Source organism: Pseudomonas sp. B21-009 (assembly GCF_024749345.1).
In the GTDB taxonomy this organism is placed as follows: domain Bacteria; phylum Pseudomonadota; class Gammaproteobacteria; order Pseudomonadales; family Pseudomonadaceae; genus Aquipseudomonas.
On sequence record NZ_CP087199.1, the window covers coordinates 4,374,827 to 4,389,887 of the forward strand.

Genomic DNA, 15,061 nt, shown 5'->3' on the forward strand with positions numbered 1-15,061 from the left:
AATCAGGCCTCGGCAGCTTTGCGGTAGTTGTGACCGATCGGGTGAGGCTGATTGCGCGCCTTGGCCAGTTCGATCTGCTTCTGCCGGTCAATGGCGCTGCGCCGGGTCTTTTCGCTCAGGCTGTCCCAGCAATGCGGGCAGCTGATGCCTGGCGAGTAGTGCTCGGACGCACGGTCTTCCACGCTGATCGGGGTGCGGCAGGCATGGCACTGGTCGTAATCGCCCTCGGTCAGGTCGTGACGCACGGTGACCCGGTTGTCGAACACGAAGCAGTCGCCCTGCCAGCGGCTTTGATCCTGTGGCACCTCTTCGAGGTATTTGAGGATCCCGCCCTTAAGATGATAGACCTCTTCGAAACCCTCACCGAGCATATAGCTGGAGGCTTTTTCGCAACGAATGCCGCCGGTGCAGAACATCGCCACTTTCTTGTGCTTGGCCGGGTCGAAGTTGGCCTTGATGTACTCGGGGAACTCGCGGAAGGTGGTGGTCTTGGGGTCGATCGCGCCTTCGAAGGTGCCGATCGCCACTTCGTAGTCGTTGCGGGTGTCGATCAGCAGCACTTCAGGGTCGCTGATCAGCGCGTTCCAGTCCTGGGGCTCGACGTAGGTACCGACCTTGTAGTTCGGGTCAACGCCCGCCACGCCAAGGGTGACGATCTCTTTCTTGAGCTTGACCTTGGTGCGGTAGAACGGCTGTTCGTCGCAGTAGGACTCTTTGTGGTCGATATCCACCAGGCGCGCATCGCTGCGCAGCCAGGCCAGCAGGCCGTCGATGCCTTCACGGGTACCGGAGACGGTGCCGTTGACACCTTCCTCGGCCAGCAACAAGGTGCCCTTGATGCCATTGGCCATCATGCTCTCGAGCAGCGGCTCGCGCAGCTCGAGGTAATCTTTCAGGGTGACGAATTTGTACAGCGCCGCAACGACGATAGCTTGGGACATGCAGTAACTTCTCCAGGTGGTCACCCTCGCAAAGGGCGGACCGGATGCCAAATAAAAACGCGCCGACAAGCGGCGCGTTGATCATTCTAGCAAAAACCTGACGAGGAAATCAGTGCTTGCTGCCACCGGCGCAGGTCGGTGACGCCGGGGCGACACCGATTTTCTGCCATTCCTGCGGCGTGTAGGTGTGCAGCGCCAGGGCGTGAAACTCGCTCATCAGCTCACCGAGGGTGGCATACACCTTCTGGTGGCGCTTGACGCTGTTCAGCCCCTCGAACTGCTCGCTCACCAGCACCGCCTTGTAATGGGTCTGCTGCCCACGGCTGTGCATGTGGCTTTCATCGAGCACCTGCAAGTGCGTGGGTGCCAGCGCTTGCAGGCGGTGCTCGATCTTTTGCTGCATGGTCATGTCGGGCTCCGCTGCTTACTTCTTGGCTGGCGCGGCGGCCTTGCCGGAGTTCGGGTCGAGTTCCTTGGTCATGTCAGCCAGCAGCTTGTTGACCACCGGTACCGCGCTTTCCAGTTTCTGCTGGGTCAGCTGCGCCGATTGCTGGGTCACCTGCGGCATCTTCTCGAGGACTTTCTTGCCCAGAGGCGACTGGTAGAAGGCGACTAGGTCTTTCAGTTCGCTTTCAGTGAAGGTGGTGGTGTAGAGCTTGACCATGTCCGGCTTGAGCTTGTTCCAGCCGATGGCCTGGTCCAGGGCGGCGTTGGCCTTGGCCTGGTAGCTGTCGAGCACGGATTTCTTCGAGGCTGGGGCCTTGGTCTGTTCGAAACGCTGGGCAAACATCTGCTGCACCTGCATGTAGACCGGAGTACCGAGCTTGTCGGCATGCGCCATCATGAGGAATTTTTCAGCACTGGCGTTGTGGCTGGCGGTATCTGCAAGCACCTGGCCGCTGGCGCAGACCAGCGCTACAGCAGTGCAGAGGGCGCGAAGACGGGTCATCGGAATTCCTTCAATAGACAGAGGAGGTAGTACCCCAGAGTAGAGCATTCTGCGCCGACAGTGGCACAGTGCTCAAGTGGGTCGACGCGCGATGGAACCGCTACGCCAAATAAGGACCTAAACTGCGAATTCAGACCACAAGGGAGTGAGCGCAGCATGAGCCGTATCGAAACTGACAGCCTGGGGCAGGTCGAAGTTCCTGACCAGGCCTACTGGGGTGCCCAGACGCAACGCTCGCTGATCAACTTTGCCATCGGCAAGGAACGCATGCCGCTGGCGGTGTTGCATGCCCTGGCACTGATCAAGAAAGCCGCGGCACGGGTCAACAACCGCAACGGAGACCTTGCGGCGGACATTGCCCGGCTGATCGAACAAGCCGCCGACGAAGTGCTCGACGGGCAACTGGACGACCAGTTTCCGCTCGTCGTCTGGCAGACCGGCAGTGGCACCCAGAGCAACATGAACGTCAACGAAGTGATCGCCGGTCGTGCCAACGAACTGGCCGGCAATGGCCGTGGCGGTAAAACGCCAGTACACCCCAACGATCACGTCAACCGCTCGCAAAGTTCCAACGACTGCTTCCCCACCGCCATGCACATTGCCGCCGCCCAGGCAGTCCAACACAAGCTGCTGCCGGCGATCACCGAACTGTCGTCGGGGCTGGCGGAACTCTCGGCGCGCCACCAGCACCTGGTGAAAACCGGTCGCACCCATATGATGGACGCCACACCGATCACCTTCGGCCAGGAACTCTCGGCCTATGTCGCCCAGCTCGACTACGCCCAGCGGGCGATCCGTTCGGCCTTGCCGGCGGTGTGCGAGCTGGCCCAGGGCGGCACCGCCGTCGGCACCGGGCTGAACGCCCCGCACGGCTTTGCCGAAGCCATCGCCGCCGAGCTCGCCGCGCTTTCCGGCCTGCCGTTTGTTACCGCACCGAACAAGTTCGCCGCCCTGGCCGGGCATGAACCGCTGACCACCCTCGCCGGCGGCCTGAAAACCCTCGCCGTGGCCCTGATGAAACTGGCCAACGACCTGCGCCTGCTCGGCTCCGGGCCGCGCGGCGGGATTGCCGAAGTACGCCTGCCGGCCAACGAACCGGGCAGCTCGATCATGCCCGGCAAGGTCAACCCGACCCAGTGCGAGGCCCTGTCGATGCTGGCCTGCCAGGTGCTGGGCAACGACACCGCGATCGGCTTTGCGGCAAGCCAGGGGCACTTGCAGTTGAACGTGTTCAAGCCAGTGATCATCCACAACCTGCTGCAGTCCATCGAACTGCTGGCCGACGGTTGCAGCAACTTCCAGCAGCACTGCATTGCCGGGATCGAACCGGATCCCGAACAGATGGCCGCGCACCTGGAGCGCGGGCTGATGCTGGTGACCGCGCTCAACCCGCACATTGGCTACGACAAGGCGGCAGAAATCGCCAAGAAGGCCTACAGCGAAGGCACCACCCTGCGCGAGGCGGCGCTGAGCCTGGGTTACCTGAGCAACGAGCAGTTCGACCAGTGGGTGCGCCCGGAAAAAATGCTCGAACCGGGCGCCAAGGGCTGAATCACCGGGCCAGGCGAACGCGCCTGGCCCGCCAGCCGGCCATGATCGACGGGCCCAGGGCGGTCAGCGCCGAGCCCAGCACCACCACCAGCGCACCGATGTAGCCCAGGGTGTTGATCTGCTCGGCGTGGACAAAGTCGGGCCAGAACCAGGCTGCCAGGGCCACCGCCACAAAGGTGATCAGCGGCGTCACCGCCAGGGTCGCACTGACCTTGGAGGCTTCCCAGTGCGCCAGGGCTTCGGCAAACGCGCCGTAGGCCACCAGGGTGTTCAAACAGCAGGCAAGCAGCAGCCAGCCTTGCAGCGGGCTCAATTGCAGCGCCTCCAACGGATGCACCCAAGGGGTCAGCAAGGCTGCGCAAAACAGGTAGATCACCATCATCACCTGCATCGAGTTCCATACCGTCAGCAGCTGCTTCTGGCTCAGGGCATAGAACACCCAGATAGAGGTCGCCAGGAGGATGGTCAGCACGCCGGTGGTGTAGACGCTCAGGGAGGTGAGCAGCTCATCCAGGCGTTGATTGAAGAACAGGCCAAAGCCCAGCAGCAGGATCACCAGGCCCATGCCCTGCCCCAGGCTGAAGCGTTCCTTGAACAGGAACACGCTGGCCACCAGCAACAGCACCGGGCCCATCTGCACCACCAGCTGGGCGGTGCCGGGGCTGAGCAGCTTGAGCCCGACCAGGTACAGCACATAGTTGCCCACCAGCCCGCAGGTAGCCAGCAACACCAGGCCCCAGCCCTTGCGCCCGAGGCCATTGAACGAGGGCAGGCGCTTGCTTGCCGCCAGCCAGGCCAGCAACAGGCCGCCGGACACCAGCAGGCGAAACCAGGTCACGGTGATCGGGTCCATCACCTGCAGCACCTGTTTGAGCTTGATCGGCAGGATGCCCCAGAGCACGGCGGTCAGCAGCGACAAGGACAGACCGTAGACCCAGCGTCCGGAAGAAATATGCATAACCAGCCTCGAAAGCCCTTTGGTGGGGGGAAACTGGATTCTACGGGCTGGGTTGGTGGCGAGACAGGCAAGAATGCGGAAAAGAATTCAGTACTTCATTCCCTGAGTTCCTGCTGGGGCCGCTATTCGCAGCCCCGCTATCATTTTTTATGCTTCTTGAACGCCGCCTCCAGCGCCTGGTTGATGGTGCGCAACACCTTGACCCGCGCCCAGCGCTTGTCATTGGCCTCGACCAGGGTCCAGGGCGCGATCTCGCTGCTGGTGCGGTCGACCATGTCGCCCACAGCCTCCGCGTACTGCCCCCACTTCTCGCGGTTGCGCCAGTCTTCCTCGGTGATCTTGAAGCGCTTGAACGGGATCTGCTCGCGCTCCTGGAAGCGTTCGAGCTGGGTCTGTTCGTCAATCGACAGCCAGAACTTCACCACCACCACGCCAGCATTGCTCAGTTGTTCTTCGAAGTCGTTGATCTCGCCATAGGCGCGCATCCAGTCGGCCTGGCTGCAAAAGCCTTCGATCCGCTCGACCAGTACCCGGCCATACCAGGAACGGTCGAACACGGTGAACTTGCCACGCGCCGGAATGTGCCGCCAAAAGCGCCACAGGTACGGCTGCGCGCGCTCTTCTTCGGTGGGCGCGGCGATCGGCACGATGCGGTACTGGCGCGGGTCGAGGGCTGCCGCCACCCGGCGAATGGCACCGCCCTTGCCCGCCGCATCGTTGCCTTCGAACACGGCAATCAGGGCGTGGCGGCGCATGCGCTTGTCACGCAGCAGGCCGGCCAGGCGCGCCTGTTCGGTAATCAGTTGTTCCTGGTAGTCGTCCTTGTCCAGGCGCAGGCTCAGGTCGAGGCTGCCGAGCAGGCTGCGCTGATCGATGCTTTCACCCAGCGGCGCGATGTTGGCCTGGTGGATCGGCCCGTGATCGGACTTGAGCGCGGCCTGCAGCCCTTCGAGCAGAATCTTGCCCACAGCCAGGCTGCGGTAATGCGGATCGACGCCCTCGATCACATGCCAGGGCGCGTAGTCGCGGCTGGTCTGGCGCAGCACCCGCTCGCCAAAGCGCACGAAACGGTCGTAGGTTTCGGACTGCTGCCAGTCCAGCGGGCTGATCCGCCAGCTGTGCAGCGGGTCGTCCTTGAGCGCCTTGAGGCGGGCTTTCATCTGCTTCTTGGACAGGTGAAACCAGAACTTGAAGATCAGCGCGCCTTCATCGCAGAGCATTTCTTCGAGGCGCTCGGCGCCGCGGATGGCCTGGTCGAGCACGGCATCCTTGAACTGGCCATGCACGCGGCCCTGGAGCATCTGGCTGTACCAGTTGCCAAAAAATACGCCCATCCGCCCCTTGGCCGGCAGTGCCCGCCAGTAGCGCCAGGCCGGTGGACGGGCGAGTTCTTCGTCGGTTTGCTGGTCGAAGGTGCGCACCTCGATCAGGCGCGGGTCCATCCATTCGTTGAGCAGCTTGACCGTCTCGCCCTTGCCGGCACCTTCGATGCCGTTGATCAGTACGATCACCGGGAAACGCGCCTGCTGCTTGAGCTCGAACTGCGCCTCCAGCAACGCTTCACGCAGCGCCGGGACCTCGGCGTCATAGGTGTCTTTGTCGATGGCGTGACCAATTTCAGCGGATTCGAACATACCAGGCTCCCTACTTGGATAAGCAAGACTAGCGGATTGTCGAAACCTTTGTCGGCACAAAACAAAGCCTGCCACAGGTCAAACAGCCTGGCGCCGATCAGCTAAAATGGCCCTCTTGCCAATGCTGAGCCGAACATGACCGAAGTAACCCAATACGCCCAGATCGACTGGGACGACCAGGGCCGACCGCACTCGCGCCAATACGACGACATCTATTTCTCCAAGGAGCAGAGCCTGGAGGAAACCCGTCACGTGTTCATCGACCAGAACGACCTGCGCCAGCGTTTCAGCGCAATGCAGCCGGGCCAGTGCCTGGTGATCGGCGAAACCGGCTTCGGCACCGGCCTGAACTTCTTCTGCGCCTGGCAGCTGTTTGCCGAGTGCGCCCCGGCTGATGCGCGGCTGCACTTCATCAGCGTCGAAAAATACCCCCTGACCCGCGCCGACCTCAGCCGCGCCCTGGCCCTGTGGCCGCAGCTGGCGCCGTTGAGCAGCCAGTTGCTGAGCCAGTACGTGGCAGTGCACGAAGGCTTCCAGCCGTTTGAGTTCGAGCAGGGCCGGGTGCGCCTGACCCTGATGATCGGCGACGTGCTGGAGCAACTGCCGCAGCTCGATGCCCAGGTGGATGCCTGGTTCCTCGACGGCTTTGCCCCGGCCAAAAACCCGGAAATGTGGACCCCGGAGCTGTTCGCCGAGATCGGCCGGCTGTCAGCGCCCGGCACCACCCTCGGCACCTTCACCAGCACCGGCTGGGTGCGCCGCGGCCTGATCGCCGTGGGCTTTAGCATGAAGCGCATTCCCGGCATCGGCAAGAAATGGGAAGTGCTGCGCGGCGCCTTCAATGGCTGGCCGGCCGAGCAGCCGCAACCGGCCGCCAGCGCGCCGTGGTTTGCCCGGCCGCCTGCCCTGCGCGGCCCACGCCAGGCGCTGGTGATCGGCGCTGGCCTTGCCGGGTGCGCCAGCGCCGCCAGCCTGGCCGCCCGCGGCTGGCAGGTAAAGGTGCTGGAGCGCCATGCGACGCCAGCAGCAGAAGCTTCGGGCAACCCGCAAGGGGTGCTGTACCTGAAGCTGTCTGCACACGGCACGGCGTTGTCGCGCCTGATCCTCAGCGGTTTCGGCTACACCCGGCGGCTGCTCGAACGCCTGCAGCGCGGCCAGGACTGGGATGGCTGCGGGGTGCTGCAGCTGGCCTTCGACGCCAAGGAAGACCAGCGCCAGCAGCAACTGGCCGCAGCTTTCAACCCGCAATTGCTGCAACGCCTGGACCGTGAGCAGGCTGAACAACTGGCCGGGGTTGCCCTGGACAGCGGCGGGCTGTTCTACCCTGAAGGCGGCTGGGTGCATCCGCCGGCGCTGTGCCAGGCGCAACTGCAGCACCCGAACATCACCCTGCTGACCCATCATCAGGTACTGCAACTGCGTAAGGTCGACGGCCTCTGGCAAGCCTGGGAAAGCGACAAACTGCTGGCCAGCGCGCCGCTGGTGGTGTTGGCGACCGCCGCCGAAATCCACAACTTCGAGCCTTGCGCCGGGCTGCCGCTCAAGCGCATTCGCGGGCAGGTCACCCGCTTGCCCGTGACAGCGCAAAGCCAGGCATTGACCACGGTGGTGTGCGCCGACGGCTATGTCGCGCCGCCGCGCAATGGCGAGCACACCCTCGGCGCCAGCTTCGACTTTCACAGCACCGACCTCACGCCCACCCCCGGCGAGCACGTCGGCAACCTTGGCCTGCTTGAGGCGATCTCCAGCGACCTGGCCCAGCGCCTGGGCGCCCACAGTCTCGACCCGCATACGCTGCAGGGCCGCGCCGCGTTTCGCTGCACCAGCCCCGACTACCTGCCGATTGTCGGCCCGCTGGCCGAACAGGCGCAGTTCAACCACGACTACGCCGTGCTGGCCCGCGATGCCCGGCAAATTCCCGCCACCCCCTGCCCCTGGCTCGAAGGCCTGTTCATTAACAGCGGCCATGGCTCGCGGGGGCTGATCACCGCGCCACTGGCGGGCGAAATGATCGCCGCCTGGGCCGACAACGCACCGCTGCCGGTGCCCCGCGCCGTAGCCGAAGCCTGCCACCCGAATCGCTTCATGTTGCGTGAATTGATCAGGAGTAAAAAAGCAGCGACAAGCGCCAAGCCACACACTAAAAGCTGATTGACCCGGCGTGCTCTTGCAGCTTGAAGCTTGTCGCTTGCAGCTACCGCTTATAACCGATTGATCTAAAACTCTCGCTATCCGCACCGGTCAGTTTCCATGTGCCCGGGTTTCGGGCACCTTCCCCAACGGCAAAACCGGTAAGGACTTATGTGCGGATTAGCTGGAGAGTTTCGTTTCACCCCTGTTGCCCACCCACCACGCCCGGCGGACCTCGCCGCGGTCGAGCGGATCACCCATCACCTGGCACCTCGCGGCCCTGACGCCTGGGGTTTCCATAGCCAGGGGCCGATTGCCCTGGGCCATCGCCGGCTGAAAATCATGGACCTGTCCGACGGCTCGGCGCAGCCCATGGTCGATAACCCGTTGGGCCTGTCGCTGGCCTTCAACGGCGCCATCTACAACTTCCCCGAGCTGCGCAGCGAGCTGGAAAGCCTCGGCTATGCCTTCTACTCGGATGGCGACACCGAGGTGCTGCTCAAGGGCTATCACGCCTGGGGCGCCGACTTGCTGCCGCGCCTGAACGGCATGTTCGCCCTGGCGATCTGGGAACGTGACAGCCAGCAGCTGTTCCTCGCCCGCGACCGCCTCGGGGTCAAGCCGCTGTACCTGTCGCGCACCGGCGAACGCCTGCGCTTCGCTTCAAGCCTGCCGGCGCTGCTCAAGGGCGGCGACATCAACCCGGTGCTCGACCCAGTGGCGCTCAACCACTACCTGAACTTCCACGCCGTGGTGCCAGCGCCACGCACCCTGCTGGCCAATATCGAGAAACTGCCACCGGCCAGCTGGATGCGCATCGATGCCCAGGGCCGCTGCGAGCAGCAAGTCTGGTGGCACCTGCACTACGGTCCGCGCACCGATGAACAGGACCTGAGCCTGGAAGACTGGCGCGACCGCGTCCTCGACAGTACCCGCGAGGCGGTGGCGATTCGTCAACGCGCTGCGGTGGATGTCGGTGTGTTGCTGTCCGGCGGTGTCGACTCGAGCCTGCTCGTCGGCCTGCTGCGCGAGGTCGGTGTCGATGACCTGTCGACCTTCTCCATCGGCTTCGAGGATGCCGGCGGCGAGCGCGGCGACGAGTTCCAGTACTCCGACCTGATCGCCCGCCACTACGGTACCCGCCATCATCAATTGCGCATCGATGAGCGGGAGATCATCGAGCAGTTGCCCGCGGCCTTTCGCGCCATGAGCGAGCCGATGGTCAGCCATGACTGCATTGCCTTCTACCTGCTGTCGCGGGAAGTGGCCAGGCACTGCAAGGTGGTGCAAAGCGGCCAGGGCGCCGACGAGTTGTTCGCCGGTTACCACTGGTACCCGCAGGTGGACGGCGCGCGCGATCCGTTCGCGGCCTACCGCGAGGCGTTCTTCGACCGCAGCTACGACGACTATGCCGCCACCGTGCAAGCGCCTTGGCTGCTCGATCACGACGTCGCCGGCGACTTTGTCCGCCAGCACTTCGCCCAGCCCGGCGCCAGCGATGCGGTGGATAAAGCCCTGCGCCTGGACAGCACGGTGATGCTGGTCGACGACCCGGTCAAACGGGTCGACAACATGACCATGGCCTGGGGCCTGGAAGCGCGCACGCCGTTCCTCGACTATCGCCTGGTCGAGCTCTCGGCGCGCATCCCGGCGCGCTTCAAGCTGCCCGATGGCGGCAAGCAGGTGCTCAAGGAAGCGGCGCGGCTGGTCATCCCCAGTGAAGTCATCGACCGCAAGAAGGGCTACTTCCCGGTACCGGGACTCAAGCACCTGCAGGGCGCAACCCTGGACTGGGTGCGTGAGTTGCTGCTTGACCCCAGCCAGGACCGCGGCCTGTTCAACCCCGCCGCCCTCGACCGCCTGCTCAGCGATCCCCACGGCCAGCTGACGCCGCTGCGCGGCTCCAAGCTCTGGCAACTGGCTGCCTTGAACCTGTGGCTCAGCGAACAAGGAATCTGATCGATGAAAGCCCATGCCTCACCTTACGGCCAGCGCCTGCTGCGCGGCCAGGTGCCGTCCTATGAGCGACTGCAGGCGCAACTGGCCGGCGATGGCAGCCAGCCCCACGACCAGCCGCGTTCGCTGCACTGCGGCTGGGGGCGGCTGCTGATCGGCCACACCTACCCCGACCCGGCCAGCCTGGCCAGCGCCCTGCTCGACGAACGCCCCGGCGAGCGCGACATTGCCCTGTACGTGGCGGCGCCGCAGCAGGTGCTGGCCCAGGCCCCGCAGCAATTGTTCCTCGACCCGTCCGACACCCTGCGCCTGTGGTTCAGCGACTACCGCCCGGCGCAACGGGTGTTTCGCGGTTTTCGTATCCGCCGGGCGCAGAGCGACAGCGACTGGCAGGCGATCAACGCCCTGTACCAGGCCCGCGGCATGCTGCCGATCGACCCCGAGTTGCTGACCCCGCGCCATCAGGGCGGGCCGGTGTACTGGCTGGCCGAAGACGAAGACAGCGGCGCGATCATCGGCAGCGTCATGGGCCTGAATCATCACAAGGCCTTTGCCGACCCGGAACACGGCAGCAGCCTCTGGTGCCTGGCGGTGGACCCACAGTGCACCCGCCCGGGTGTCGGCGAAGTGCTGGTGCGGCATTTGATCGAGCACTTCATGAGCCGCGGCCTGACCTGCCTCGACCTCTCGGTGCTGCACGACAACCGCCAGGCCAAGCGCCTGTACGCCAAGCTGGGATTTCGCAACCTGCCGACCTTCGCGGTCAAGCGCAAGAACGGCATCAACCAGCCGCTGTTCCTCGGCCCAGGCCCTGAAACCGGGCTCAACCCCTATGCGCGGATCATCGTCGAGGAGGCGTACCGGCGCGGTATCGAGGTGCAGGTCGACGATGCCGATGGCGGCCTGTTCACCCTTATCCATGGTGGTCGGCGGGTACGTTGCCGCGAGTCGCTGAGCGACCTGACCACGGCGGTGAGCATGACCCTGTGCCAGGACAAAAGTCTGACCCACAAGGTACTGAGCGCCGCAGGCTTGCAGGTGCCGGCGCAGCAACTGGCCGGCAATGCCGATGACAACCTGGCCTTCCTCGAAGACCATGGCGCGGTGGTGGTCAAGCCGCTGGACGGTGAGCAAGGCAACGGCGTGGCGGTAAACCTGAGCACCCTCGATGAAATCAGTGCAGCGGTAGAAAGCGCCCGGCGCTTCGACAGCCGCGTGCTGCTGGAAAGCTTTCATGCCGGCCTTGACCTGCGCATCGTGGTCATCGGTTTCGACGTGGTCGCCGCCGCCATCCGCCACCCGGCGCAGATTGTCGGCGACGGCCAGCACGCCGTCGGCGCCCTGATCGAAGCCCAGAGCCGTCGGCGTCAGGCGGCAACGGGCGGTGAAAGCCGCATCCCCCTGGACCACGAAACCCAGCGCACCCTGCACGCTGCCGGGGTCGATTACGACAGCGTACTGCCTGCCGGCCAGCGCCTGGCTGTGCGCGGCACCGCCAACCTGCACACCGGCGGCTGCCTGGAGGACGTCACCGAGCGCCTGCACCCGGTGCTGGTCGACGCTGCCATCCGCGCCGCCCGCGCCCTGGACATCCCGGTGGTGGGCCTGGACCTGATGGTCAAGGCCGCCGACCAGCCCGACTACGTGTTCATCGAAGCCAATGAACGCGTCGGCCTGGCCAACCATGAACCGCAACCGACTGCCGAGCGCTTCGTCGACCTGTTGTTCCCCCACAGTCGACCCGCGCCATGAGCACAGGAGTTCGCATGCCCCAACAGCTTCCCGAACCGGACCTCACGTACTTGCAGAAAGTCCTGCTGGAAATGCTCGCCATTCCCAGCCCCACCGGCTTTACCGACACCATTGTGCGCTATGTCGCCGAGCGCCTCGAGGAGCTCGGCATCCCCTTCGAACTGACCCGTCGCGGCACCATCCGCGCTACCCTCAAGGGCCGCAAGAGCTCGCCCGACCGGGCGGTGTCCGCCCATCTGGACACCATCGGCGCCAGCGTGCGGGCGATCCAGGACAACGGCCGGCTGTCGCTGGCGGCGGTGGGCTGCTGGTCCAGCCGCTTTGCCGAAGGCAGCCGCGTCAGCGTGTTCACCGACAGCGGCGTGCTGCGCGGCAGCGTGTTGCCGCTGATGGCCAGCGGCCACGCGTTCAACACCGCCATCGATCAGATGCCGGTCAGTTGGGAGCACATTGAGTTGCGCCTGGATGCCTACTGCACCACCCGCGCCGATTGCGAGTCGCTGGGCATCGGCATCGGTGACTTCGTCGCCTTCGACCCACTGCCCGAGTTCACCGAAAGCGGCCATATCAGCGCCCGCCACCTGGATGACAAAGCCGGTGTCGCGGCGCTGCTGGCGTCGCTCAAGGCCATTGTTGAAAGCGGCGCACAGCCGTTGATCGACTGTCACCCGCTGTTCACCATCACCGAAGAGACCGGCTCCGGCGCCGCTGCCGCCCTGCCCTGGGACGTCAGCGAGTTCGTCGGCATCGATATTGCCCCGGTCGCGCCCGGGCAACACTCAAGCGAACACGCGGTCAGCGTCGCCATGCAGGATTCGGCCGGCCCCTATGACTATCACCTGACGCGCCACTTGCTCAAACTTGCCCGCGAACACGAACTGCCGGCTCGCCGCGATGTGTTTCGCTACTACTTCAGCGACGCGCATTCGGCGATCACCGCCGGTCACGATATTCGCACCGCCCTGCTGGCCTTCGGTTGCGACGCCACCCATGGCTACGAACGCACGCACATCGACAGCCTGGCGGCGCTGAGCCGCCTGCTGACCGCCTACCTGCTCAGCCCGCCGGTGTTTGCCAGCGACTCGCAAGCCACTGGCAGTTCGCTGGAAAGTTTCAGCCACCAGCTTGAGCACGATGCACAGATGGAAAGCGATACCCGGGTGCCGGCCGTCGACAGCCTGGTCAGCAACAAAAACTAGCGCCTACACAGCCAGGACAGGTTTGGCGTAGCATGGCGCTACCTTTTCGCCAGACCTGTCCTGTTCATGCTGATTCCCTACGACCAACTGGAAGCCGAAACCCTCACCCGCTTGATCGAGGATTTCGTCACCCGCGACGGCACCGACAACGGTGACGACACCCCGCTGGAAACCCGCGTGCTGCGGGTGCGCCAGGCGCTGGCAAAAAAACAGGCGTTCATTCTGTTCGACCTTGAAAGCCAGCAATGCCAGCTGCTGGCCAAGCACGACGTGCCCAAGGAACTGCTCGACTGATTCAACCGGCCTGCTTGGCCAGTTGCTCGACGATACGCTTGTAGATCTCCGCCCGGTGCACCTCGATGTGCCGCGGCGCGCTGATGCCGAAGCGCACGGTGTTGCCGTCCACCGACAACACCTTGATCTTGATGTCATCGTCGATGGCGATGATTTCGCCTATTTCGCGGCCTATTACCAACATGCTCCGATCCTCCACAAATCAGGGAATTCGGAGACTGCACGGGGTGCCGGACGCCTTCAATGCTCCGACGGCGAATTAGACCCATCCCACTTAGCTGGGCGATTTTGCCTACAGATTTCTTGAGTTTTCGACCCTTCAGGCACTCTGCAAACGTGGCCCGAGGACGATGATGCTGGCCCCCAGCACGCACAACAACGCGCCGATCCAGTCAGTGCCCAGCGGCCGCGCCCGCTCGACCAGCGCCAGCCACAACAGCGAAGTGACGATGTAGATACCGCCATAGGCGGCATAGGCGCGCCCGGCATACGCCGCTTCGACCCGGGTGAGGATCAGCGCGAACAGGGTCAGGCTGAGCAAGGCCGGGGCAATCCACCAGGCGCTCTTGCCCAGGCGCAGCCACATGTAGAAGGCATAGCAACCGCCGATCTCGAAGATCGCCGCGAGGAAAAACCACAGGTAATTGATCACACCAGGTACTCAAGGCTGTTCAAAGGATGGCCAAGAATACCTGATGGCGACGCTCAAGCCTGGGACGGCCGCGCCTTGGCGCGCATTTTCTCGGCCATGCTGGCCATCTCGTCGTAGAGCATCTGCGGGTTGCGCTGCTTGAGCTTCCAGGCTTCGCGGCCCTGCTCATGAGGCAGGATCAGGAATTCGCCGGCGGCCACTTGCTGGTGGATGTAGTCGGCGATATCGGCGGCGCTGATCGGCGAGCTTTCCAGCAGCTTGCCGACCTGGGCTTTCATCGCCGGGGTCGGGCCACGGAACGAGTCGAGCAGGTTGGTCTGGAAGAACGACGGGCACACCACGTGCACCGCGACCTCCTGCTGGCGCAGCTCGATCAGCAAGCTTTCCGACAAGGCCAGCACCCCGGCCTTGGCGACGTTGTAGTTGCTCATCGCCGGGCCTTGCATCAGGGCGGCCATCGAGGCGATGTTGATGATCCTGCCCTTGCTGCGCTCGAGCAGTGGCAGGAAAGCCTTGCAGCCCTTGACCACGCCCATCAGGTTGATTGCGATCTGCCAGTCCCAGTCCTCCAGCGACAGCTCGGCGAAAAACCCGCCCGAGGCCACCCCGGCGTTGTTGACGATCACATCGATGCCGCCGAACTTTTCTTCGCAGGCCTGGGCCAGGGCGGTGAGCTGACTGTAGTCGCGCACATCGCAGCGCTGCACGAAACCGTCGGCGCCGGCCTCGCGTACCAGCGCCAGGGTTTGCTTGAGGCCGGCCTCGTTGACATCGGCCAGGGCCAGTTGCCAGCCCTCGCGCGCCCAGCGCAAGGCAATTTCGCGCCCAAGCCCCGAGCCGGCACCGGTAATCATCATGCGCTTTTGCATAGCAGCTGCCTTGTACTGTTCTGGAAAGTTCAGGCCAGTGTAGCGAAGCCAAGGCCGCCACCCACTCAGTATCAGGATGCTGAATAGCCGGGGCAAACAGCGGTGAACGTGACTAATAAAGATGGGATAAAACTTTTAGCCACTGGCGGCAGTCGGAATTAACAGGCGGGCATGAA

General features: G+C 64.2%; 14 protein-coding genes. 6 read left to right on the forward strand and 8 right to left on the reverse strand.

Annotated features, from left to right (window positions below):
- Positions 1 to 2: 2 nt before the first annotated feature.
- From LOY34_RS20170 to LOY34_RS20180, 3 genes are all read right to left on the reverse strand, one after another.
- Complete coding sequence (locus tag LOY34_RS20170; protein WP_195884804.1) at positions 3 to 941, reverse strand: rhodanese-related sulfurtransferase; 939 nt, start codon at positions 939 to 941, stop codon at positions 3 to 5.
- Positions 942 to 1,050: 109 nt separating this feature from the next.
- Complete coding sequence (locus tag LOY34_RS20175) at positions 1,051 to 1,350, reverse strand: BolA family transcriptional regulator (RefSeq protein WP_045195412.1); 300 nt, start codon at positions 1,348 to 1,350, stop codon at positions 1,051 to 1,053.
- A 15-nt stretch (positions 1,351 to 1,365) separates the two neighbouring features.
- On the reverse strand, positions 1,366 to 1,890 hold the full coding sequence (locus LOY34_RS20180; RefSeq protein ID WP_195884805.1) for a DUF2059 domain-containing protein: 525 nt from the start codon (positions 1,888 to 1,890) through the stop codon (positions 1,366 to 1,368).
- Between the two features lie 156 nt (positions 1,891 to 2,046).
- On the opposite strand from LOY34_RS20180, the gene LOY34_RS20185 reads away from it, so the two are divergent.
- Entirely contained in the window at positions 2,047 to 3,441 is a 1,395-nt protein-coding gene (locus tag LOY34_RS20185; protein WP_045195415.1) for a class II fumarate hydratase, read from the forward strand.
- Position 3,442: 1 nt separating this feature from the next.
- On the opposite strand, the gene LOY34_RS20190 is transcribed toward LOY34_RS20185, so the two are convergent.
- Both LOY34_RS20190 and pap read right to left on the reverse strand, forming a co-directional pair.
- Positions 3,443 to 4,399 (reverse strand): DMT family transporter, encoded by a 957-nt coding sequence (locus LOY34_RS20190; RefSeq protein WP_093380397.1) that lies wholly within the window; start codon positions 4,397 to 4,399, stop codon positions 3,443 to 3,445.
- 140 nt (positions 4,400 to 4,539) lie between these two features.
- Complete coding sequence (gene pap, locus LOY34_RS20195) at positions 4,540 to 6,033, reverse strand: polyphosphate:AMP phosphotransferase (RefSeq protein WP_195884806.1); 1,494 nt, start codon at positions 6,031 to 6,033, stop codon at positions 4,540 to 4,542.
- A 135-nt stretch (positions 6,034 to 6,168) separates the two neighbouring features.
- Between pap and mnmC the strand changes: the two genes are divergently transcribed.
- The 5 genes from mnmC (at position 6,169) to LOY34_RS20220 (ending at position 13,364) form a co-directional block, all read left to right on the forward strand.
- Complete coding sequence (gene mnmC / locus LOY34_RS20200; RefSeq protein WP_195884807.1) at positions 6,169 to 8,184, forward strand: bifunctional tRNA (5-methylaminomethyl-2-thiouridine)(34)-methyltransferase MnmD/FAD-dependent 5-carboxymethylaminomethyl-2-thiouridine(34) oxidoreductase MnmC; 2,016 nt, start codon at positions 6,169 to 6,171, stop codon at positions 8,182 to 8,184.
- A gap of 150 nt (positions 8,185 to 8,334) precedes the next feature.
- Complete coding sequence (locus LOY34_RS20205; RefSeq protein ID WP_195884808.1) at positions 8,335 to 10,122, forward strand: N-acetylglutaminylglutamine amidotransferase; 1,788 nt, start codon at positions 8,335 to 8,337, stop codon at positions 10,120 to 10,122.
- A 3-nt stretch (positions 10,123 to 10,125) separates the two neighbouring features.
- Entirely contained in the window at positions 10,126 to 11,871 is a 1,746-nt protein-coding gene (ngg, locus tag LOY34_RS20210; protein ID WP_045195425.1) for an N-acetylglutaminylglutamine synthetase, read from the forward strand.
- 14 nt (positions 11,872 to 11,885) lie between these two features.
- Positions 11,886 to 13,070, forward strand: a complete 1,185-nt coding sequence (locus LOY34_RS20215) for an osmoprotectant NAGGN system M42 family peptidase (RefSeq protein ID WP_195884809.1) — start codon at positions 11,886 to 11,888, stop codon at positions 13,068 to 13,070.
- Between the two features lie 66 nt (positions 13,071 to 13,136).
- Entirely contained in the window at positions 13,137 to 13,364 is a 228-nt protein-coding gene (locus LOY34_RS20220; RefSeq protein ID WP_045195429.1) for a YheU family protein, read from the forward strand.
- A gap of 1 nt (position 13,365) precedes the next feature.
- Here LOY34_RS20220 and csrA read toward each other — a convergent pair whose 3' ends face one another.
- From csrA to LOY34_RS20235, 3 genes are all read right to left on the reverse strand, one after another.
- Entirely contained in the window at positions 13,366 to 13,548 is a 183-nt protein-coding gene (gene csrA / locus LOY34_RS20225; RefSeq protein WP_045195430.1) for a carbon storage regulator CsrA, read from the reverse strand.
- Positions 13,549 to 13,683: 135 nt separating this feature from the next.
- Positions 13,684 to 14,016 carry a YnfA family protein gene (locus tag LOY34_RS20230; RefSeq protein WP_045195432.1) on the reverse strand — a complete coding sequence of 111 codons (333 nt, stop codon included), beginning with the start codon at positions 14,014 to 14,016 and terminating at the stop codon, positions 13,684 to 13,686.
- A gap of 53 nt (positions 14,017 to 14,069) precedes the next feature.
- Positions 14,070 to 14,885, reverse strand: a complete 816-nt coding sequence (locus tag LOY34_RS20235) for an SDR family oxidoreductase (protein ID WP_195884810.1) — start codon at positions 14,883 to 14,885, stop codon at positions 14,070 to 14,072.
- Between the last annotated feature and the right edge of the window lie 176 nt (positions 14,886 to 15,061).

Excerpts from the sequence above, each read along its gene's own strand:
- csrA (WP_045195430.1), bottom strand. The coding sequence starts at position 13,548 with ATGTTGGTAATAGGCCGCGAAATAGGCGAAATCATCGCCATCGACGAT.
- LOY34_RS20205 (WP_195884808.1), top strand. The coding sequence starts at position 8,335 with ATGTGCGGATTAGCTGGAGAGTTTCGTTTCACCCCTGTTGCCCACCCA.
- LOY34_RS20175 (WP_045195412.1), bottom strand. The coding sequence starts at position 1,350 with ATGACCATGCAGCAAAAGATCGAGCACCGCCTGCAAGCGCTGGCACCC.
- LOY34_RS20215 (WP_195884809.1), top strand. The coding sequence starts at position 11,886 with ATGCCCCAACAGCTTCCCGAACCGGACCTCACGTACTTGCAGAAAGTC.
- LOY34_RS20235 (WP_195884810.1), bottom strand. The coding sequence starts at position 14,885 with ATGCAAAAGCGCATGATGATTACCGGTGCCGGCTCGGGGCTTGGGCGC.
- LOY34_RS20185 (WP_045195415.1), top strand. The coding sequence starts at position 2,047 with ATGAGCCGTATCGAAACTGACAGCCTGGGGCAGGTCGAAGTTCCTGAC.
- pap (WP_195884806.1), bottom strand. The coding sequence starts at position 6,033 with ATGTTCGAATCCGCTGAAATTGGTCACGCCATCGACAAAGACACCTAT.
- LOY34_RS20180 (WP_195884805.1), bottom strand. The coding sequence starts at position 1,890 with ATGACCCGTCTTCGCGCCCTCTGCACTGCTGTAGCGCTGGTCTGCGCC.
- ngg (WP_045195425.1), top strand. The coding sequence starts at position 10,126 with ATGAAAGCCCATGCCTCACCTTACGGCCAGCGCCTGCTGCGCGGCCAG.
- LOY34_RS20220 (WP_045195429.1), top strand. The coding sequence starts at position 13,137 with ATGCTGATTCCCTACGACCAACTGGAAGCCGAAACCCTCACCCGCTTG.
- LOY34_RS20170 (WP_195884804.1), bottom strand. The coding sequence starts at position 941 with ATGTCCCAAGCTATCGTCGTTGCGGCGCTGTACAAATTCGTCACCCTG.
- mnmC (WP_195884807.1), top strand. The coding sequence starts at position 6,169 with ATGACCGAAGTAACCCAATACGCCCAGATCGACTGGGACGACCAGGGC.
- LOY34_RS20190 (WP_093380397.1), bottom strand. The coding sequence starts at position 4,399 with ATGCATATTTCTTCCGGACGCTGGGTCTACGGTCTGTCCTTGTCGCTG.